17 protein-coding genes are annotated in these 15,410 nt (G+C 62.4%); 9 read left to right on the forward strand and 8 right to left on the reverse strand.

All coding sequences use genetic code 11. The annotated features are described in order from the left end of the window. Window position 1: 1 nt before the first annotated feature. Together JFU04_RS16780 and JFU04_RS16785 are read right to left on the reverse strand one after the other, a co-directional pair. On the reverse strand, window positions 2–1,318 hold the full coding sequence (locus JFU04_RS16780; RefSeq protein WP_065907672.1) for an OprD family outer membrane porin: 1,317 nt from the start codon (window positions 1,316–1,318) through the stop codon (window positions 2–4). Between the two features lie 203 nt (window positions 1,319–1,521). Then, entirely contained in the window at window positions 1,522–1,917 is a 396-nt protein-coding gene (locus tag JFU04_RS16785) for a winged helix-turn-helix transcriptional regulator (RefSeq protein WP_201145019.1), read from the reverse strand. A 91-nt stretch (window positions 1,918–2,008) separates the two neighbouring features. Between JFU04_RS16785 and JFU04_RS16790 the strand changes: the two genes are divergently transcribed. Further along, window positions 2,009–2,911 (forward strand): aromatic alcohol reductase, encoded by a 903-nt coding sequence (locus JFU04_RS16790; RefSeq protein WP_201145021.1) that lies wholly within the window; start codon window positions 2,009–2,011, stop codon window positions 2,909–2,911. Here the strand turns inward: JFU04_RS16790 and JFU04_RS16795 are convergent. Both JFU04_RS16795 and JFU04_RS16800 read right to left on the reverse strand, forming a co-directional pair. Next, complete coding sequence (locus tag JFU04_RS16795; RefSeq protein ID WP_201145023.1) at window positions 2,886–3,431, reverse strand: putative natural product biosynthesis protein; 546 nt, start codon at window positions 3,429–3,431, stop codon at window positions 2,886–2,888. The two genes, JFU04_RS16790 and JFU04_RS16795, sit on opposite strands and share 26 nt — an antisense overlap. Before the next feature lie 62 nt (window positions 3,432–3,493). Then, entirely contained in the window at window positions 3,494–3,877 is a 384-nt protein-coding gene (locus JFU04_RS16800; RefSeq protein ID WP_201145025.1) for a DUF2946 domain-containing protein, read from the reverse strand. A 164-nt stretch (window positions 3,878–4,041) separates the two neighbouring features. Between JFU04_RS16800 and JFU04_RS16805 the strand changes: the two genes are divergently transcribed. From JFU04_RS16805 to JFU04_RS16815, 3 genes are all read left to right on the forward strand, one after another. After that, a complete protein-coding gene (locus tag JFU04_RS16805) occupies window positions 4,042–4,647 on the forward strand; it encodes an SCO family protein (protein WP_065907664.1) in 606 nt (201 codons plus the stop codon). After that, window positions 4,647–5,114, forward strand: coding sequence for a copper chaperone PCu(A)C (locus JFU04_RS16810; RefSeq protein ID WP_065907662.1), 468 nt, complete (start codon window positions 4,647–4,649; stop codon window positions 5,112–5,114). Before JFU04_RS16805 ends, JFU04_RS16810 begins: the two co-directional genes overlap by 1 nt. A gap of 557 nt (window positions 5,115–5,671) precedes the next feature. Beyond that, window positions 5,672–7,294 (forward strand): lyase family protein, encoded by a 1,623-nt coding sequence (locus JFU04_RS16815; RefSeq protein ID WP_201145028.1) that lies wholly within the window; start codon window positions 5,672–5,674, stop codon window positions 7,292–7,294. A gap of 32 nt (window positions 7,295–7,326) precedes the next feature. Here JFU04_RS16815 and JFU04_RS16820 read toward each other — a convergent pair whose 3' ends face one another. Beyond that, complete coding sequence (locus JFU04_RS16820) at window positions 7,327–8,541, reverse strand: cation:dicarboxylate symporter family transporter (protein WP_201145030.1); 1,215 nt, start codon at window positions 8,539–8,541, stop codon at window positions 7,327–7,329. 117 nt (window positions 8,542–8,658) lie between these two features. Here JFU04_RS16820 and JFU04_RS16825 point away from each other — a divergent pair, with 117 nt between their 5' ends. Then, complete coding sequence (locus JFU04_RS16825; protein ID WP_201145032.1) at window positions 8,659–9,588, forward strand: LysR family transcriptional regulator; 930 nt, start codon at window positions 8,659–8,661, stop codon at window positions 9,586–9,588. A gap of 98 nt (window positions 9,589–9,686) precedes the next feature. Here the strand turns inward: JFU04_RS16825 and JFU04_RS16830 are convergent, their stop codons facing one another. Next, entirely contained in the window at window positions 9,687–10,157 is a 471-nt protein-coding gene (locus JFU04_RS16830; RefSeq protein WP_201145034.1) for a GNAT family N-acetyltransferase, read from the reverse strand. A gap of 173 nt (window positions 10,158–10,330) precedes the next feature. On the opposite strand from JFU04_RS16830, the gene JFU04_RS16835 reads away from it, so the two are divergent. Then, window positions 10,331–10,666: a hypothetical protein gene (locus JFU04_RS16835; RefSeq protein WP_201145036.1), complete on the forward strand. Its 336-nt coding sequence runs from the start codon at window positions 10,331–10,333 to the stop codon at window positions 10,664–10,666. Here JFU04_RS16835 and JFU04_RS16840 read toward each other — a convergent pair. Beyond that, entirely contained in the window at window positions 10,656–12,269 is a 1,614-nt protein-coding gene (locus JFU04_RS16840) for an ATP-binding response regulator (RefSeq protein WP_065907650.1), read from the reverse strand. The two genes, JFU04_RS16835 and JFU04_RS16840, sit on opposite strands and share 11 nt — an antisense overlap. Window positions 12,270–12,383: 114 nt before the next feature. Here JFU04_RS16840 and JFU04_RS16845 point away from each other — a divergent pair, with 114 nt between their 5' ends. Then, a complete protein-coding gene (locus JFU04_RS16845; protein ID WP_201145038.1) occupies window positions 12,384–12,986 on the forward strand; it encodes a LuxR C-terminal-related transcriptional regulator in 603 nt (200 codons plus the stop codon). Here JFU04_RS16845 and JFU04_RS16850 read toward each other — a convergent pair. After that, on the reverse strand, window positions 12,983–13,417 hold the full coding sequence (locus JFU04_RS16850) for a GNAT family N-acetyltransferase (RefSeq protein WP_201145040.1): 435 nt from the start codon (window positions 13,415–13,417) through the stop codon (window positions 12,983–12,985). The two genes, JFU04_RS16845 and JFU04_RS16850, sit on opposite strands and share 4 nt — an antisense overlap. Window positions 13,418–13,633: 216 nt before the next feature. On the opposite strand from JFU04_RS16850, the gene JFU04_RS16855 reads away from it, so the two are divergent. Both JFU04_RS16855 and JFU04_RS16860 read left to right on the forward strand, forming a co-directional pair. Next, window positions 13,634–14,965 carry a flavin-containing monooxygenase gene (locus tag JFU04_RS16855; RefSeq protein WP_446739687.1) on the forward strand — a complete coding sequence of 444 codons (1,332 nt, stop codon included), beginning with the start codon at window positions 13,634–13,636 and terminating at the stop codon, window positions 14,963–14,965. A gap of 24 nt (window positions 14,966–14,989) precedes the next feature. After that, window positions 14,990–15,400: a RidA family protein gene (locus tag JFU04_RS16860; RefSeq protein WP_010171793.1), complete on the forward strand. Its 411-nt coding sequence runs from the start codon at window positions 14,990–14,992 to the stop codon at window positions 15,398–15,400. Window positions 15,401–15,410: the final 10 nt, after the last annotated feature.

Below are 15,410 nucleotides of genomic sequence, written 5' to 3' on the forward strand. Positions count from 1 at the left end.
TTTACATCAGCGGGATGCTGTAGCTGACAATCAGGCGCGTTTCATCTTTGTCTGCGGTGTCATTCCCGCGCAGCACCGCACTGCGCCAGGTAAACCCCAAGCCCTTCAACGTGCCGTTGGGAATCACATAATCCAGGCGCAGGTCGCGTTCCCATTCGCTGTTATCGCGGCCGGCGGTACGGATATGGCTGCCGTGGATATAAGTCACGCTGGAGCGCAGGCCAGGAATGCCCAAGCCGGCAAAGTCATAGGCATAGCTGCCCACCGTTGCCTGCTCGCCGGCATTCACGAACTTGAGTGACTGCGAATTGGTGATCAGGTAAAGCGAGCGGCCCTGACCTTGGTTGATATGCGGGAAGTCACTTTCGCCCGTGGTCTTCTGGTAGCCAAGGCTCAACGCGTGCCCGCTCAGACCATAGGTGAACAGTGCGCTCCACAAGCGGTTGTCGACCTTGCCCGTGTTGATGCCCGGCGCGTAGTAACCCGAGCTGACATACCCTTCGCTGCGCCCCGCCGCGCTGCCATTCTTGCCATCAGCGGTGCTGTAGAAATAGCGCAGGTCGCTCTTGAACTGCCCCACCGGCAACTGCCAGTTGTGCACCAGGCCGAGGAAGTGCTGCTGGTAGAAATTCTCCAGGTTGGCGTAGTAGTACTGCAGCTGCAGCTGCTTGGTAACGCTGTAATCAACCCCGCCGTAATAGAACTGGTTGCTGGATTTCCCCTTAATCGGGTCATTGGCACCGGCAATCGACATGCCCTGGCCGTTGCTGGAATTGCGGTCGACAACCTGCTCAAGCTTGCCGGCAACCAGGTTGAAATCCTTGAAGTCCTTGGAATCCAGCTGATAGCCACGAAAGGTCTGGGGCAGCAGGCGCCCGTCTTCGGTGGTCAAAACCGGCAGCTTGGGCATCAGGCTGCCGACTTTCAATTGAGTCTGGGCGATGCGCATTTTGCCGGTGACGCCAGTCTTGCTGAAGTCATGTGAGGCCTTGCCGTCGTCCAGGGGGAAAACGCTGCCAGGAGTGTTGTCTTCACCGGCCTTGCCGGCGCGGCCCGACGCATCCAGGCGCAGGCCATACCATTGTTGCAGGTCCAGGCCCAGGCCGACCACGCCCTCGGTGAAACCGGACTGGTAATTGAACATGAAGGCCTGGCCCCACTCCTTGTCCGAGGCGCCCCTGGCATTACGGGTGTCCTGGTTGTAGTAGAAATTGCGCAGGTCGAGGCTGGCTTTGCTGTCATCGATAAAACCGGCGGCAGCCGCCTGCTGCGCCGCGCCGATGGACACGGCGAGCGCCAGGCAAGTGGTGTGCTTCATGAAGGCTCCGAGAAGTGATTGAGGCGACCCCGTCACGGCCCGACCCTGTTCTTTGTCAGTCGGGTCGGTGCCGCATTCAACGGGAGCGCGCACGGTATAGAGTTGAGCGGCACAGAAACAGCCGCCAAAACCGCCAATCACTTTTTCAGTTTGCGTAACAATCCAGGCCTACCTCCGCTCGCGTCTGCCCAGCTGTTTCCCGATCAAGCCTGATCAAACTGCTCCCGCGCCTGGCGAAACGCCTCGCCGTTCTCCACCACCCAGGTCCACAGCGGAATCATGTGCACCAACAACTGCGTGCCGAGGGGCGACAACGCGTATTCGACCCTTGGCGACACTTCCTGAAAGTCATGGCGCAGCACCAGGCCGTCGCGTTCCAACTGGCGCAAGGTGCGGGTCAACATGCGCTGGGTGACGCCCGTCATGCGTCGACCGATCTCGGCATGGCGCAGGCGACCGGACACGCCGAGCACGTGCACGATGCCCAATGACCAGCGGTTGCCGGCGTGGCTCAACACCTCGCGCTTGAGGCCGTCATCGTCGGCGCTGAGGGCGTCGCAGGCGGCCTGCGAGCGGCGGATGATTTCGTCGTTATCCATGGGGGGCTCTCGGTATCACGCGTGTGCCTTCTTATGCGCGGCGTTTAATTCTGCAAGCATGCCACGACTTTCACTGTTGACGGAGAACCCTATGACTTCCCCTTCCATCCTGGTACTCGGTGCCGGTGAACTGGGCATGGCCGTGCTGCGCGAACTGGTCGCGCTGGCGCCGCATGGCACCCGCATCGCCGTGCTGTTGCGTGCGCAGTCGACTACTGCGAATGGCTTGAGTGAGCTCGGCGTCGAGCCATTGGCCGGCGATCTGCAGAACGATAGCCAGGACACGCTCGCCGCGCTGTTCGCGCGGTTCGACACGGTGATCAGTTGCATCGGATTTGCCGCAGGCCCAGGCACCCAACGCAAGTTGGCACAGGCGGCGATCCGCAGTGGGGTCAAGCGCTATGTGCCGTGGCAATTTGGCGTGGACTACGACGTGATCGGCCGTGGCAGCCCGCAGGACCTGTTCGACGAGCAACTGGACGTGCGCGACCTTCTTCGCGGCCAACAGACCACCCAGTGGCTGATCATCTCCACCGGGATGTTCACCAGCTTTCTGTTCGAGCCGTCGTTTGGCGTGGTCGACCTCGCGCAAAACACCGTGCATGCCCTGGGCGACTGGGACACTGCCGTCACTGTCACCACGCCCGAGGACATCGGCCGGCTGACGGCGCAGATCGTGCTCGCTGAACCCGCCATCGCCAACCGGGTGGTGTACACCGCTGGCGACACCCTGACCTACGGGCAGTTGGCCGACACCGTCGACGCCGCCTTGGGCATCCAGCTCCAGCGCGAACCCTGGTCGGTGCCGGCGCTACTGGCCGACCTCGCCAGCAGCCCCGATGACAACCTGAAGAAGTACCGCGCGGTGTTCGCCCAGGGCAACGGCGTGGCCTGGGACCCCGCCGTCACGTTCAACGCCCGGCACGGCATCGCCGTGACCGACGTCGACGCGTGGATTCGCCAGCACCTTACGGCACCGGCAACCAGCCGCTGAATTCGCCCCGCGCGCCCAATGAGCCCCAGACAAAGTCCCCCGCCGGCACCGGCGTGCGCGGTGGCTCGACGGTCGCTCGCGGGGTGCCCTTCCACTCCAGTACGGTCGAACCTTGCCAGGCCAGGATCACACCCTGTGCCGGGCTGTCGTCGGTATTGATCCAGCGCGCTGCGGCGGCGGCCATGAAGGCTTCGATCGGCTCATCGTCGATCTGCGTGCGATACGACGAGCCCAGCAGCCAGCGACCGATGTTCAGGTGGTAGGTCCAGTCCTGCGCTGGCTGGTTGCGGTAAGCCCAGGTCATGAAGCTGCGAAACAGGTTCAGGCCCTCGGGTGGGTCGAGCTTGAGCAGCGCCGGGCAGATGTCGAACACGCTGTGCCAATACGGCAACAGGCGCGCATCCAGGTGTACGAAACAACGGGAATTGCTCGGGTAGTCAGGCTGCACAGGTTCCGCGCGCAGGCGACGCGACGCCTTGCGGACCAGGCGGCTGGCGCCGGCAGGCAACAGGTGGTTCATGAAACGCACTCTCAGTCGTGACGATAGAACGCCCCCTGGTTGCAGGGAGCCCAAGGCACACGTCAGAAAGTCGGGGAAGCGCGGGGGTTGGCCGAGGGCCAGGAATAACGCGGTGGCGCCTTGCTGCGCCGCTCATGCGCCGGACGCGGGGTTTGCGCCAGGCCCAACAGCCAGGCGAGACCGATCAGGAACACCAGCGCAACGGTGACCGCGTTGCACACCGGGCAGGCAAAGTAGTTCGAGATGTTGCTGGAAGACGGGCTGCCCAACCCTTTGTCGGAAAGTGGCGCCTGGCTACCGTCCACCGAACAGAACGCCCCGCCGATCCCGTTGAGTTGCTGGCCGAGCATCTGGCCATGCCCCAAACCGCACGCGAACAGGTTCATCAGCACGCAGAAGTACAGGGTCCAGACGATCAGCGGACGGGCGGGATGGCTCGATTTCATGGCGGCGACTCTACCATCAGAGCCGCAAAAGGATGAAGCGCCGCATGCCCCTGTGGCAGAACGTCGCAGATTACGTGCGCTTCCCAGGGTTGGTAGACTTGGCGCCCTCAAAGCCTGATGTGTAGATCCAGAGCAATGCAGGCGTTTCACAGGATGCACAGTTGATGAGTACGTTATTTACCCGCCGCAAGGTCCTGACCGGCATGGGCCTGCTGGGTCTGGGCCTGCTGGCCGGTTGTGACAACAGCCCCAGGTTGAACTTCAAGTACGGCAAGGACTTGAGCGACAAGATCATGGGCCGCACCTTCAAGCTCAAGAACACCGAGGGCGACACCGTCACCCTCAGCTCCTACCGTGGCCTGATGCCGGTGGTGTTCTTCGGCTTCACCCAGTGCCCGGCCGTGTGCCCGACCACCCTCGCCCGCGCCGCCCAGGCCAAAAAGCTGATGGGCCGCGACGGCGAGATCATGCAGGTGATCTTTATCACCCTGGATCCGGAACGCGACACCCCGGAGATTCTCGACAAGTACGTGAAAGCCTTCGACCCCAGCTTCGAAGCGCTGTATGGCACCCCGGAAGAAATCGCCGTGGCCGCCAAGGAGTTCGGGATCTTTTATGAAAAGATCCCCGCCGGCGACACCTACACGCTGTCTCACACGGCCACCAGTTTCGTGTTCGACACACGCGGCAACCTGCGCCTGGGCCTGCAGGCATCCCTTAACGCTAAAGAGTGCGCAGAAGACCTGCTCACCGTCATGGAGGTCTGCTAATGACTGCCGTTCAACACCTCAAGCGCACCCTGATCGGCCTGTCCCTGCTGGGCCTCGCAGCGCACGCCAGCGCCCAGGTACTGGTCACCGACGCATGGGTACGCGCCTCGGTGCCGGGCCAGCCGTCCAGCGGCGCGTTCATGACCCTGACCGCCGACAGCGACAGCCAGTTGCTGAGCGTCGCAACGCCTGCGGCCAAGGACGTGCAGATCCATGAAATGAGCATGAAGGATGACGTGATGCGCATGGGCCCGGTGGATTCCGTCGCCCTGCCGGCGGGCAAGGCCGTCAAGCTCGACCCGGATGGTTATCACGTGATGCTGATGGGCCTGACCAGCCAGATCAAGGAAGGCGACCAGGTGCCGCTGACCCTCACGGTGAAAAACGCCAAGGGTGAAAAACAAGCCATTGAAGTCAAGGCCACCGCACGCGGCCTGGATGGGATGGACCATAGCAAGATGCATTGATCTGTTGCCGCTGGGATTTCTGGGCAGCAACAGGTTTCAGTGGCAAGCATTGCTGTAGTGGTGAATTGGGTTGTTGTGGCAAGTGGGACTGTTATTGCTAGTGGGTTTGTTGTGGCTAGTGAGCTTTTTGTGGCGAGCGGGCTTGCCCCGCGTTGGGCTGCGCAGCAGCCCTGAAACCTGACAACCCAAATCCACCTGAAGAACTGCAGTGCATGCCCGGGGCCGCTGCGCGCCCCAACGCGGGGCAAGCCCGCTCACCACAATAGCCCCCGCTCATCACAACAATCTCATTCACCACAACTGCCCCCGCTCACCACAACAATCTCATTCAACACAACAGCCCTCTCCCTACAACAACCTCATTCACTACAACAGCCCCACACCCAACCCCCCTTCATTCCCCACCCACTCGAACCCTCCCAACGCCATACCTAAAACCTCTGCCTTCAACACTTACTATATATTTTCAATCTGCAAACAGACCCGATAGCCTGATCCTGCCGCCTGTGCCCTGCGCCCGGCTGGCCCCCAATTCCAAAAATAAATCGGGTACTCCTGTGAACACATCCCCCCGCGCCCTGAAAAGCCTGCTGCCTCTGGCGGTGGCCTTCGCCCTCTTCAACAGCTTCGGCGCCCAGGCGGCCAACACCGGCGAGTTGCCGTGTACCACCACCGAACAATGCGCGGCCCAGGCGGCGAAAGTCGGCGCCACGCCCGACAGCTCGCAAACCGAACACAAGGCCAAGGCCGATCCGACCCAGACGCAATTCGCCTGGCTGAATCGCATCAACAAAGCCTCGATCGTGATGCTCACCGAAGAAGGCATCGTCAAGCCGGATATGGGCCAGAAGATCGCCGGCGGTGTGCGCTACGCCATTGCCCAGGCCGATCAGCCCGGCGGCACGCGCCCCAGCGATGTGCTGCAACTGGAAAAGATCATGACCGACAAGATCGGTCCCGAGGCCTCGCTGATCCACTCCGGGCGCAGCCGCCAGGACATGCTCGCCACCTACCGCCTGGCCGCGTTGCGCAGCCAGGTGCTGGCCTATAGCGAGGCACTCAACGCCACGCGCCTGCGCCTGCTGAACATTGCCGACAAGAACGTCGACACCCTGGTGCCCGCCTACACCAACGGCGTGCAGGCCATGCCGATCAGCTATGCCCACTACCTGCTGGCATTCGAGGCCGCGTTTGACCGCGATGGCCAGCGCATCCGCGAACTGTACACACGCTTGAACAAGAGCCCGATGGGCACCGCGGTGTTGGCAAACTCGGCCTACCCGCTGAACCGCGAGCGCCTGGCCGAGCTGCTGGGGTTTGATGGCGTGCGCGAGAACTCGCTGGATTCGAGCCAGGTGTCGACCTACGACATCCCGATCGAAGCAGCCAACCTGGCGTCGTCCTCGGCGATTCGTGTCGGCGCCATGATCGGCGACATCCACACACAGTATCACCAGATCCGCCCGTGGCTGCTGCTCGATGAAGAAGCCACCTATACCAGCAGCGCCATGCCGCAAAAACGCAACCCCGGCTTGCTGATGCGGGCGCGGGAGACCGCCTCGGACGTGGTCGGTCTGGCCCAGGCCGTGACCTTGCGCGCGCATAACGTCACCACCGGCATGACCGACTACAAGTTCGCTTTCGACTCATTGGGCGTGTTCCGCTCGACCAAGGAGATGTTCCAGGCCATGGACGCAGTGCTCGACGCGCTGCAGATCAACCCACAGCGGGCCCTGGAAGAACTGGAATCGGAGTGGACCACGTCGATGGAGCTGGCCGACACCCTGGAGCGTCAATACAAGGTGCCGTTCCGTATTGGTCACAGCTTTGCCTCGCTGATCGTCACTGAAGCACGCAGCAATGGCACCACGCCGAAGACCTTCGCCTACGCCGATGCACAAAAGCTGTATAGCCAGGCGGCGGACAAGTACAAGTGGACTCCCAACACCTTGCCGCTGGACGAGGCCGGTTTCCGCGCGGCGTTGTCGCCGACCACCATGGTCCAAACCCGCAAAGGCACCGGCGGCCCGCAGCCGCAGGAGGTCAAGCGCATGCTGGTGGAGGCGCGCAAGACGCTGGAAGCGGATCAGCAGTGGCTGAAGGAGCGGCGTGAGAAGCTGCAAAGTGCAGAAGGCAACCTCGACAAGGCCTTCGACAAACTGGCCAATACCAAAGGCTGACCCCTCACCAGTAGGCGCCGGCTTGCCGGCTCCTACTGGGTGGGCAGTGCGTGTTTCAACACTTCACGATCAATCGACTTCTGCCACCCGCAAATCGCCAGGCACGCCACGCAGTTGCCGAGCACATTGGTCAGCGAGCGGCACTTCATCAAGCGCTCCACTCCCAGCAGCAGGCCCACCCCTTCCAGAGGGACCAGTTGCAGGATGTTCAAGGTGGCGATCAAGGTGAACAGCGCCGATCCCGCCACACTGGTGGAACCCAGTGACGTCACCAGGCAGATCACCAACACCGCGAGCAACTCCGGCAGGGCAATCTCGACCCCGGCCATATGCGCCAGGAACATGATCGCGGTAGTCAGGTACAGGTTGGTCCCGGCCAGATTGAAGGTGTAGCCGGTGGTCAACACCAGGCGCACTAACTGGCGATCGCAGCCCAAGGCTTCGAGTTTATCCACGCAACCGGGAAGTGCCGCCACGGAAGAACCGGTGAATGTCACCAGCAATAACTCTTCTTTCAAATAACCCATCAAACGCGTGAGCTTTATTCCAACTAAACGCGTAATAAAGGCCAATACCACGACCACAAATAACGCACTCACCAGGTATATAACCAGCACGAACTTCAACAGCGGCAAGACTGAACTAAGCCCATATTTACCCACCACAAACGCCATCGCCCCAAACGCCGCCAGCGGGGCAAACTTCAAGATTATCCGCAGTACGAAAAACACCCCCTGGACGCCCGCCTCCAGCCAGCCCAGGCAGCGATTGCCGAGGCTGCTGCCGCGCCCCAGCAGCAGCCCGCAGAGCACGGCGGCGAACATCACTTGCAGCACCAGGCTCTGGGTAAACACGCGGTACAGCGTGGAGGACGCCGACAGCAGCGACAGTTCATGCAGGAAGCTTTCGGGCGGTAACGGCGGCGCCGAGACTGCGCTGGGCTCGAGGTTGAACACCCAGCCCGTGGCCATGCCCAGCATCAGCGCGGCACACGACATCAACTGGAAATACACAATGATGCGCCGTACGACATGGCGGTGCTGCGGCGCGCGCTTGATACCGGCAACACCGGTGGACACCAATACAAACAACAGGAACGGCATCAATAAGCCGACGCACTTGATGAAACCGTCACTCAACACTTTCATTTCAACCGCCAGGCTCGGAGACACCAGGCCCAGCGTCATGCCAAGTGCGATGGCAATCAAAATAGGCAGGGTGGCGTTCTTGGCGTATCGGGTCGGCATCGGTACTCCAGCCTGTTTTTATTTATTGTTATTGTCGCTGCGCGCCGCTTTCGGCATATTGGGCGCCTGGCCGCTGCCGGCTGCAAATAATAAAGTCTTGTCACGGGATATACCACCATGGAACTTCGCCATTTACGCTATTTCATCATGGTGGCTGAAGAGCGACATTTCACCCGTGCCGCTGCGCGCCTGAACATGCAGCAACCGCCCCTCAGCCAGCAGATCCGCGCCCTTGAGCAAGAGCTGGGCTTCGACCTGTTCAAGCGCCACCCCAAGGGCGTCGACTTGACGGCCGGTGGCCTGGTGTTTCTCGATGAAGCGCGGATCATCCTCGCCCGTGTCGAACAAGGCTCGCTCAAGGCGTCCCGCGCCGCCCAGGGCATCGAGGGCACGCTGGTGATCGGCTTCACCAGCTCCGCCGCCGCCCACCCGCTGATCCCACGGATCATTCGCGCGTACCGCGAGCGCTACCCCGGCGTGGAACTGTCGATCAACGAAGGCAGCGCCCGGGAAGTGACCGAGGACAGCGTCGAAAAGCGCATCGACATCGGCATCCTCCGCGCGCCGGTCAGCACTCACCAAAGCCTGACTTTCCACCGCCTGCTCAACGAAGCAATGCTGCTGGCGCTGCCCACCGGCCACCCATTGCTGAAAGCCCCCGGCACCGACATAGCGCTCGACGCGCTCAAGGATGAACGCTTCATCCTCGTGCGCCGCCCCGGCGCGCCGGGCATGTACGCCAACCTGATCAAGGCCTGCCAGAACGGCGGCTTCGAACCGAAGATCGCCTTTGAAGTGGAACGCATGCTCACCAATCTCAGCCTGGTGGCCGCCGGCGAAGGCATCTCGGTAGTCCCTGCGTCAATGCGCGACGTACACCGCGAAAGCGTGGTGTATTGCCGGATCAAGGACGCGCGGCCGAAGCTGCTGGCGCCGATTACCCTGGTGCGGCGCACATTCAATCCATCGGCGCCGCTGCAGAACTTTATCGGGCTGGCGCGGGAATTGGCCGGGGTGTATCGCAAGCAGGCGCTCAATCCACACTAAACAGCGTCGCACCTACCTGGCGCGGCACGCGATAGACATAGATAGCGGTCGGTCATCCGGCTTGTTTGCCGGCAAGCCGCCCCCTACAAAGTGTGGTCTCAGGGGCTGAGCTGTTTGGTCATCGGGATACATGCCAGCTGCAAACCGGACGGCGAATTGTAAATCGCCTGCTCATCCCCCACGTAACCGCACGCCCGATAGAAACTGGCCGCATTCAACGTCGAGTCCAGGACCAATGCGGTCATGTCGAGCTCGCGTGCCAAGTCTTCCAGAAACGCCAGCATCGCCTTGCCATAACCGTGGCCGGTGTAATCGGGCAACACGAACAGCGCGCCCACTTCGTTATTGCGCGGGTCGAGCATTCCGGTGGCTACCGCCTCGCCGTTGACCCAGCCCAGGTAAAACGGTTGATCCAGCAGGGCGTCGTAGCCGTCCTCGGCTTTACCCCGCGTCCACAGCAGCATTTGCTCGGACGTATAGGCGCCGATGCATTGGCTGCGAATGGCCCGCAAGCGGATGTCGAACGCCACCTGGGCGTGCTCCGGGGTGGCGCGTTGTATCTCCAGCATGTGCATCTCCCTGCATGAAATCATCGTGCCACTAGCACACTTGTGCTAATCGACCGCTTCCCCCGGCGGCGCTATATTCGCCGCCACTTCCAACGTTCCCCACGCACCGCGCATTCATTGCGCGCGGGTTCGTTGTGCGTTGGAAAACTATAACAACCCAAGGAAGAATCACCATGAAACTGCACGCCTCCATTACCCGTCTCACCCTGCTCGGCGCCCTGATCATCGGCGTCGCCGGCTGCAGCAACGTCAAGCCCAGCGAAGACCACCTCAAGACCCTCTCGGAAACCAACCTGGGCGAACCGGTCAAGCGTATTTCCAATGTGCGCAGCGATTCGATGACCACCTACTACATCGCCAGCGCTGCCTCCGGCGAGTACAACTGCTCGGTGCCCAGCGGCGCCAGCGGTGGCTTGTTCACGGTGGCCAGCTTTGGCTTGATGAAGCCCGCCGCTTACTGCCAGCCCAAGGGCGCACGCGGCAACGCACTGCAAGGGTTCACCCAGTAACCGTCTCCTGGCTCAGGTCCCGCAGGGTGCCGCGCAGTTCAGCGGGACGCACGGGCTTGGAGAGAATGGCGATCTGACGGTCGTGCAAGGCGGCCTGGATTTTCTCCACATCGTGCCCGGTGAGGATCAGGGCCGGGACCGCCCAGCCGCGTTGTTCGCGCAGGGCATCGATGCATTCGATGCCGGTGGCGTGATTCCCCAGGTCGTAGTCGGCGACGATGATGTCGCAATCGCTGACCAGGTCGCGTCCCGATGATTCGGCCTGGACCACGCAGCCCCAGCGCTCCAGCAGGGCCTGGGTGGCGAGCAAGACGTTGTGATCATCTTCCACCAGGCACACTTTCAAACCGGTCAGCAGGCCCGCCTGGCGCGTTTCGTCGCGAGCGGCCGGTGCACGCGGTGCGGTGGCGAGGGTCAGGCCGTAGAGGCTCACGGAAGTACCATGGCCAACCCGTGAACGCAGGCTCACGTGTACCCCCATCAACTGCCCCAGGCGCTTGACGATGGACAGCCCAAGGCCGACGCCTTCGACGTCTTTGTCACGCAGGTGGCGTACCCGATAGAACTCTTCGAAGACCTTTGACAGATGCTCCTCGGCAATCCCCCGACCCCGGTCATGCACCTCCACCGCCAAGCCTCCGTCGCGAATGCGCACGCCGATCAACACGGGACGGTGCGCACCGTATTTGAAGCAGTTGGACAGTACGTTCTGCACCATGGTCGCCAACAGCGCCGGGTCGACCAGAACCCAGTATGCGCAAGGCCGCAGGCGCAATTCCACGCCGGCCCAACGCGCCGCCTCGGCGTTCTGGCGCACCAGATCAGCGAGAAATTCACCCAGGTGGATCGCCTGGTATTTGGGCAACAGGCGGCCGTTGTCGAGGGTGTAGAGGTCGAGGATCGAGCGGAACAACTGCGACACGTTGAGCAGCGAACGGTCGATGTTGTCCACCAGCCGCCGCTCTTCATCGCCGAGCCTGGCTTCGCGCAGGCACGCAGTGAACAGGCCGATGGAGTGGATGGGCTGGCGCAGGTCATGACTGGCCTGGGCCAGGAACCGGGACTTTTCCAGATTGGCCGCGATGGCTTGTTCGGACGCCTTGCGCGTACGTTCCAGGAGGATATGCGCGTACACCGGGATCACCGTGCTGGTGATCATCAGCATCAGCACCATGAAGGGTTGCGCCTGCCATACCGGCGTGAGCCGGTACACCACCAACAACGCCAGCAACGCCAATGCCGTGGCAATCGCCAGGTAGCGCGAGCCATAGCGCATGCCGTTGCCCAGGTTGACCCACACCATCACCGCATACAGCGGCAACGCCGCTTCACCGCCGATGACCATGCCGAACGAGGTGCCGGTGTAGTCGTGGAGCATGCCGAAAATCCGTCGCGCCGGGTAATGCCCGGGCCACCGCGCGATGACCTGGCGCAAGACGATGGAGGCCAGCAGGAACAGCACGATGTACAGGATTACCGGCAGGTAGGTGTCCAGCGACTGTCCGGGCAGGAAGCCCAGCGCGCCGATATACACGATAGCAATGGCGGCCACCACGATACGCAGGTTGGCCTGGTCGAGTTCGGAGTTGGTCTCAAGACTCATGGGGTACGTCCTTGTGCGGCAGTCAACAAATCCATCATGCCCCCCAGGCAGAACCTGGGCGCGGTGGTAAGGTAGCATGCCAGCGCACAACCTTGCCCCAGGGAGGAGCACGCCATGACCGATCGCATCATCATCGCCGACGACCATCCGATGTTCCGTGAAGGCATGCGGCGCACCGTACAGCGCTTGCTGCCCAAAGCCGTGGTGCAAGAGGCCGGCGACCTGGACACGGTGCTCGCGCTGATCGGCGACGGCCACGACGTCGATACGCTGATCCTTGATCTGCGCTTTCCCGGCCTGACCTGCATGAGCCAGCTGGTCGAGCTGCGCCAGCGACTGCGGCGCACCACCCTGGTCGTGGTGTCGATGGTCGATGACCCGGCGCTGATCGATCAAGTGATGGCCCTGGGTGCCGACGGGTTTATCGGCAAGAACATCGCCCCCGACGAGATCGGCCAGGCGCTGCTGGCGATCCGCGAAGGCGAGGTGCTGGTCAAGTTCGCGCCCTCTGGCCTGCTGCCCCTCGACACTCACACCCTCACCACCCGCCAGCAGGAAGTGCTGCGCCTGATCGCCCAGGGCAAGACCAACAAGGAAATCGCCAAGGCCCTGGATATCTCGCCGTTTACCGTGCGCATCCATGTGTCGTCGCTGCTGCGCACCTTGGATGTACCCTCGCGGGCAGCGGCAGCGGTGAAGTATTCCGGCGAGTTCTAGGCGTTTTCATTGCCCGGGCGCGTGAAGGAATACCGGTCGATATCGGTGCGCAGCTTCCAGCCTTGGCCCTGCCAATACTGGGCGGCGTGGGTGTTGGTCTTGAACACGTCGAGGTGGCATTTGTGGATACCCAACTGTTCCAGCGCCTCAAGGCAGCGCCGGGTCAACGCCTGCGCGAGGCCTTGGCGACGGTAGTCCGGCAGCACCAGCAAATGCTGCAGATACCCGCGACGCCCGTCGTGGCCGCACATGACGCACGCGATCAATTGGCCTTCGACTTGCGCGACAAAACTCATCCCGGGGTTGCGCGCCAGGTAGCGCTCGGTAGCCTCGCGGGAGTCGGCATCACGCAGGGAGATGCCGGGGGTGTTTTGCATGAGGGTAAGCACGGCGTCGTAGTCGGACGCGGTCATGACGCGGATGTCAGGCATGGCGAAAACCTTGTGGAAGCGGGCGTGCCCGCGCTGTCGGTGAGTCAGATGGAACGCTATCGCCGGGCAGATTGCAATCGCGGGCAAGCCCGCTCCCACACCGAAAGGAGGAGGCCCGGTAACGCCGCGGGCGACGGCTCTGCATCCGATATTTATGCTCACTTCCCAGCTTAATAATATTTTATTAATAACCGCCCTCCCCCTAGCCTTGAAGTCATGCCCGAGCTGAATCCAACTGCATTACGGAAGGACAGACACATGACTGTAGCGATAACAAAAATAGACACCCTGGTGGTGGGAGCCGGTCAGGCTGGCGTGGCCATGAGCGAGCATTTGAGCAAGCAAGGCGTGCCCCACCTGGTGCTGGAACGCAGCCGGATTGCCGAGCGCTGGCGCACCGGGCGCTGGGATTCGCTGGTCGCCAACGGGCCGGCCTGGCACGACCGCTTCCCTGGCCTGGAATTCGATGACGTCGCCGCCGATGGCTTTGCGCCAAAAGAACGGGTGGCGGATTACTTCGAGGCCTATGCACGCAAATTCAACGCGCCGATCCGTACCGGCGTGGACGTGACCTCAGTGGTGCGCAATGTCGGCCGCCCAGGCTTCACCGTGCACACCAGCGAAGGCGTGATCGAAGCCAACCGCGTGGTGGCCGCGACCGGGCCTTTCCAGAAGCCGGTGATCCCGGCGATTGCGCCCAAGGACACCGCGCTGCACCAGCTGCATTCCGCCGACTACCGCAACCCCGCGCAGCTGCCGGCCGGCGCCGTGCTGGTGGTGGGCGCCGGCTCGTCCGGTGTACAGATCGCCGATGAACTGCAGCGCTCCGGTCGCCAGGTGTACCTCTCAGTCGGCGCCCACGACCGCCCGCCGCGCGCTTACCGCAACCGTGATTTCTGCTGGTGGCTGGGCGTGTTGGGCGAGTGGGACCAGGCGGCGATGAAACCTGGCCGCGAGCACGTGACCATTGCGGTGAGCGGCGCCCATGGCGGCAAGACCATCGATTTTCGCGAGTTGGCCCAGCAAGGCATGACCCTGGTCGGCTTGACCCAAGCCTTCAACGGCAGTGTCGCCACCTTCCAGCCCAATCTGGTCGAGAACCTGGCGCGCGGTGACGAGAATTACCTGGCCCTGCTGGATGCGGCCGATGCCTATATCGAGCGCAACGGCCTGGACCTGCCGCTGGAGCCTGAGGCGCGCCGTGTCTTCCCCGATGCAGACTGCATCCGCCAGCCAATCCTGGAACTGGACCTAGCCAAGGCCGGCATCACCTCGATCATCTGGGCCACCGGGTTTGCCGTGGATTACAGCTGGCTGCAAGTCGACGCATTCGACGCTGCCGGCAAGCCGCAACACCAGCGCGGCGTGTCCAGCGAAGCCGGAATCTACTTCCTTGGCTTGCCCTGGCAGTCACGTCGCGGCTCGTCGTTTATCTGGGGCGTGTGGCACGACGCCAAGTACGTGGCCGACCACATCGCCATCCAGCGCCAATACCTCGAATACCGCGACGCCGCCCCGGTGGCTCACAAAACACCTGTCAGTGCCTGACCCTTATTTTTCGGAGTTTTCCAGATGCCTACCCACACTCGCATCCGCATGTTCAACACCAAGGAAACCTACCCCAACCAGAGCCTGGACAATGACCTGTGCCAGGCCGTGCGCGCCGGCAATACCGTGTACGTGCGTGGCCAGGTCGGCACCGATTTCGACGGTAACCTGGTCGGGCTCGGCGACCCGCGCGCCCAGGCCGAACAGGCCATGCGCAACGTCAAGCAACTGCTCGAAGAAGCCGGCAGCGACCTCAGCCATATCGTCAAGACCACCACTTACCTGATCGACCCGCGCTACCGCGAGCCGGTGTACCAGGAAGTCGGCAAGTGGCTCAAGGGCGTGTTTCCGATCTCCACCGGGCTGGTCGTCTCGGCCCTGGGCCAGCCGCAGTGGCTGATGGAAATCGATGTGATCGCGGTTATTCCCGAATAAGGAGCTGCCC

It is taken from the genome of Pseudomonas sp. TH21, assembly GCF_016651025.1.
GTDB classification, from domain to species: Bacteria; Pseudomonadota; Gammaproteobacteria; order Pseudomonadales; family Pseudomonadaceae; genus Aquipseudomonas; species Aquipseudomonas aylmerensis.

Coding starts and splice junctions, on each gene's coding strand:
- JFU04_RS16830 (WP_201145034.1), bottom strand. CDS start 10,157: ATGCTGGAGATACAACGCGCCACCCCGGAGCACGCCCAGGTGGCGTTC.
- JFU04_RS16855 (WP_446739687.1), top strand. CDS start 13,634: ATGCCCGAGCTGAATCCAACTGCATTACGGAAGGACAGACACATGACT.
- JFU04_RS16780 (WP_065907672.1), bottom strand. CDS start 1,318: ATGAAGCACACCACTTGCCTGGCGCTCGCCGTGTCCATCGGCGCGGCG.
- JFU04_RS16845 (WP_201145038.1), top strand. CDS start 12,384: ATGACCGATCGCATCATCATCGCCGACGACCATCCGATGTTCCGTGAA.
- JFU04_RS16820 (WP_201145030.1), bottom strand. CDS start 8,541: ATGCCGACCCGATACGCCAAGAACGCCACCCTGCCTATTTTGATTGCC.
- JFU04_RS16835 (WP_201145036.1), top strand. CDS start 10,331: ATGAAACTGCACGCCTCCATTACCCGTCTCACCCTGCTCGGCGCCCTG.
- JFU04_RS16850 (WP_201145040.1), bottom strand. CDS start 13,417: ATGCCTGACATCCGCGTCATGACCGCGTCCGACTACGACGCCGTGCTT.
- JFU04_RS16860 (WP_010171793.1), top strand. CDS start 14,990: ATGCCTACCCACACTCGCATCCGCATGTTCAACACCAAGGAAACCTAC.
- JFU04_RS16790 (WP_201145021.1), top strand. CDS start 2,009: ATGACTTCCCCTTCCATCCTGGTACTCGGTGCCGGTGAACTGGGCATG.
- JFU04_RS16800 (WP_201145025.1), bottom strand. CDS start 3,877: ATGAAATCGAGCCATCCCGCCCGTCCGCTGATCGTCTGGACCCTGTAC.
- JFU04_RS16825 (WP_201145032.1), top strand. CDS start 8,659: ATGGAACTTCGCCATTTACGCTATTTCATCATGGTGGCTGAAGAGCGA.
- JFU04_RS16810 (WP_065907662.1), top strand. CDS start 4,647: ATGACTGCCGTTCAACACCTCAAGCGCACCCTGATCGGCCTGTCCCTG.
- JFU04_RS16805 (WP_065907664.1), top strand. CDS start 4,042: ATGAGTACGTTATTTACCCGCCGCAAGGTCCTGACCGGCATGGGCCTG.
- JFU04_RS16785 (WP_201145019.1), bottom strand. CDS start 1,917: ATGGATAACGACGAAATCATCCGCCGCTCGCAGGCCGCCTGCGACGCC.
- JFU04_RS16840 (WP_065907650.1), bottom strand. CDS start 12,269: ATGAGTCTTGAGACCAACTCCGAACTCGACCAGGCCAACCTGCGTATC.
- JFU04_RS16795 (WP_201145023.1), bottom strand. CDS start 3,431: ATGAACCACCTGTTGCCTGCCGGCGCCAGCCGCCTGGTCCGCAAGGCG.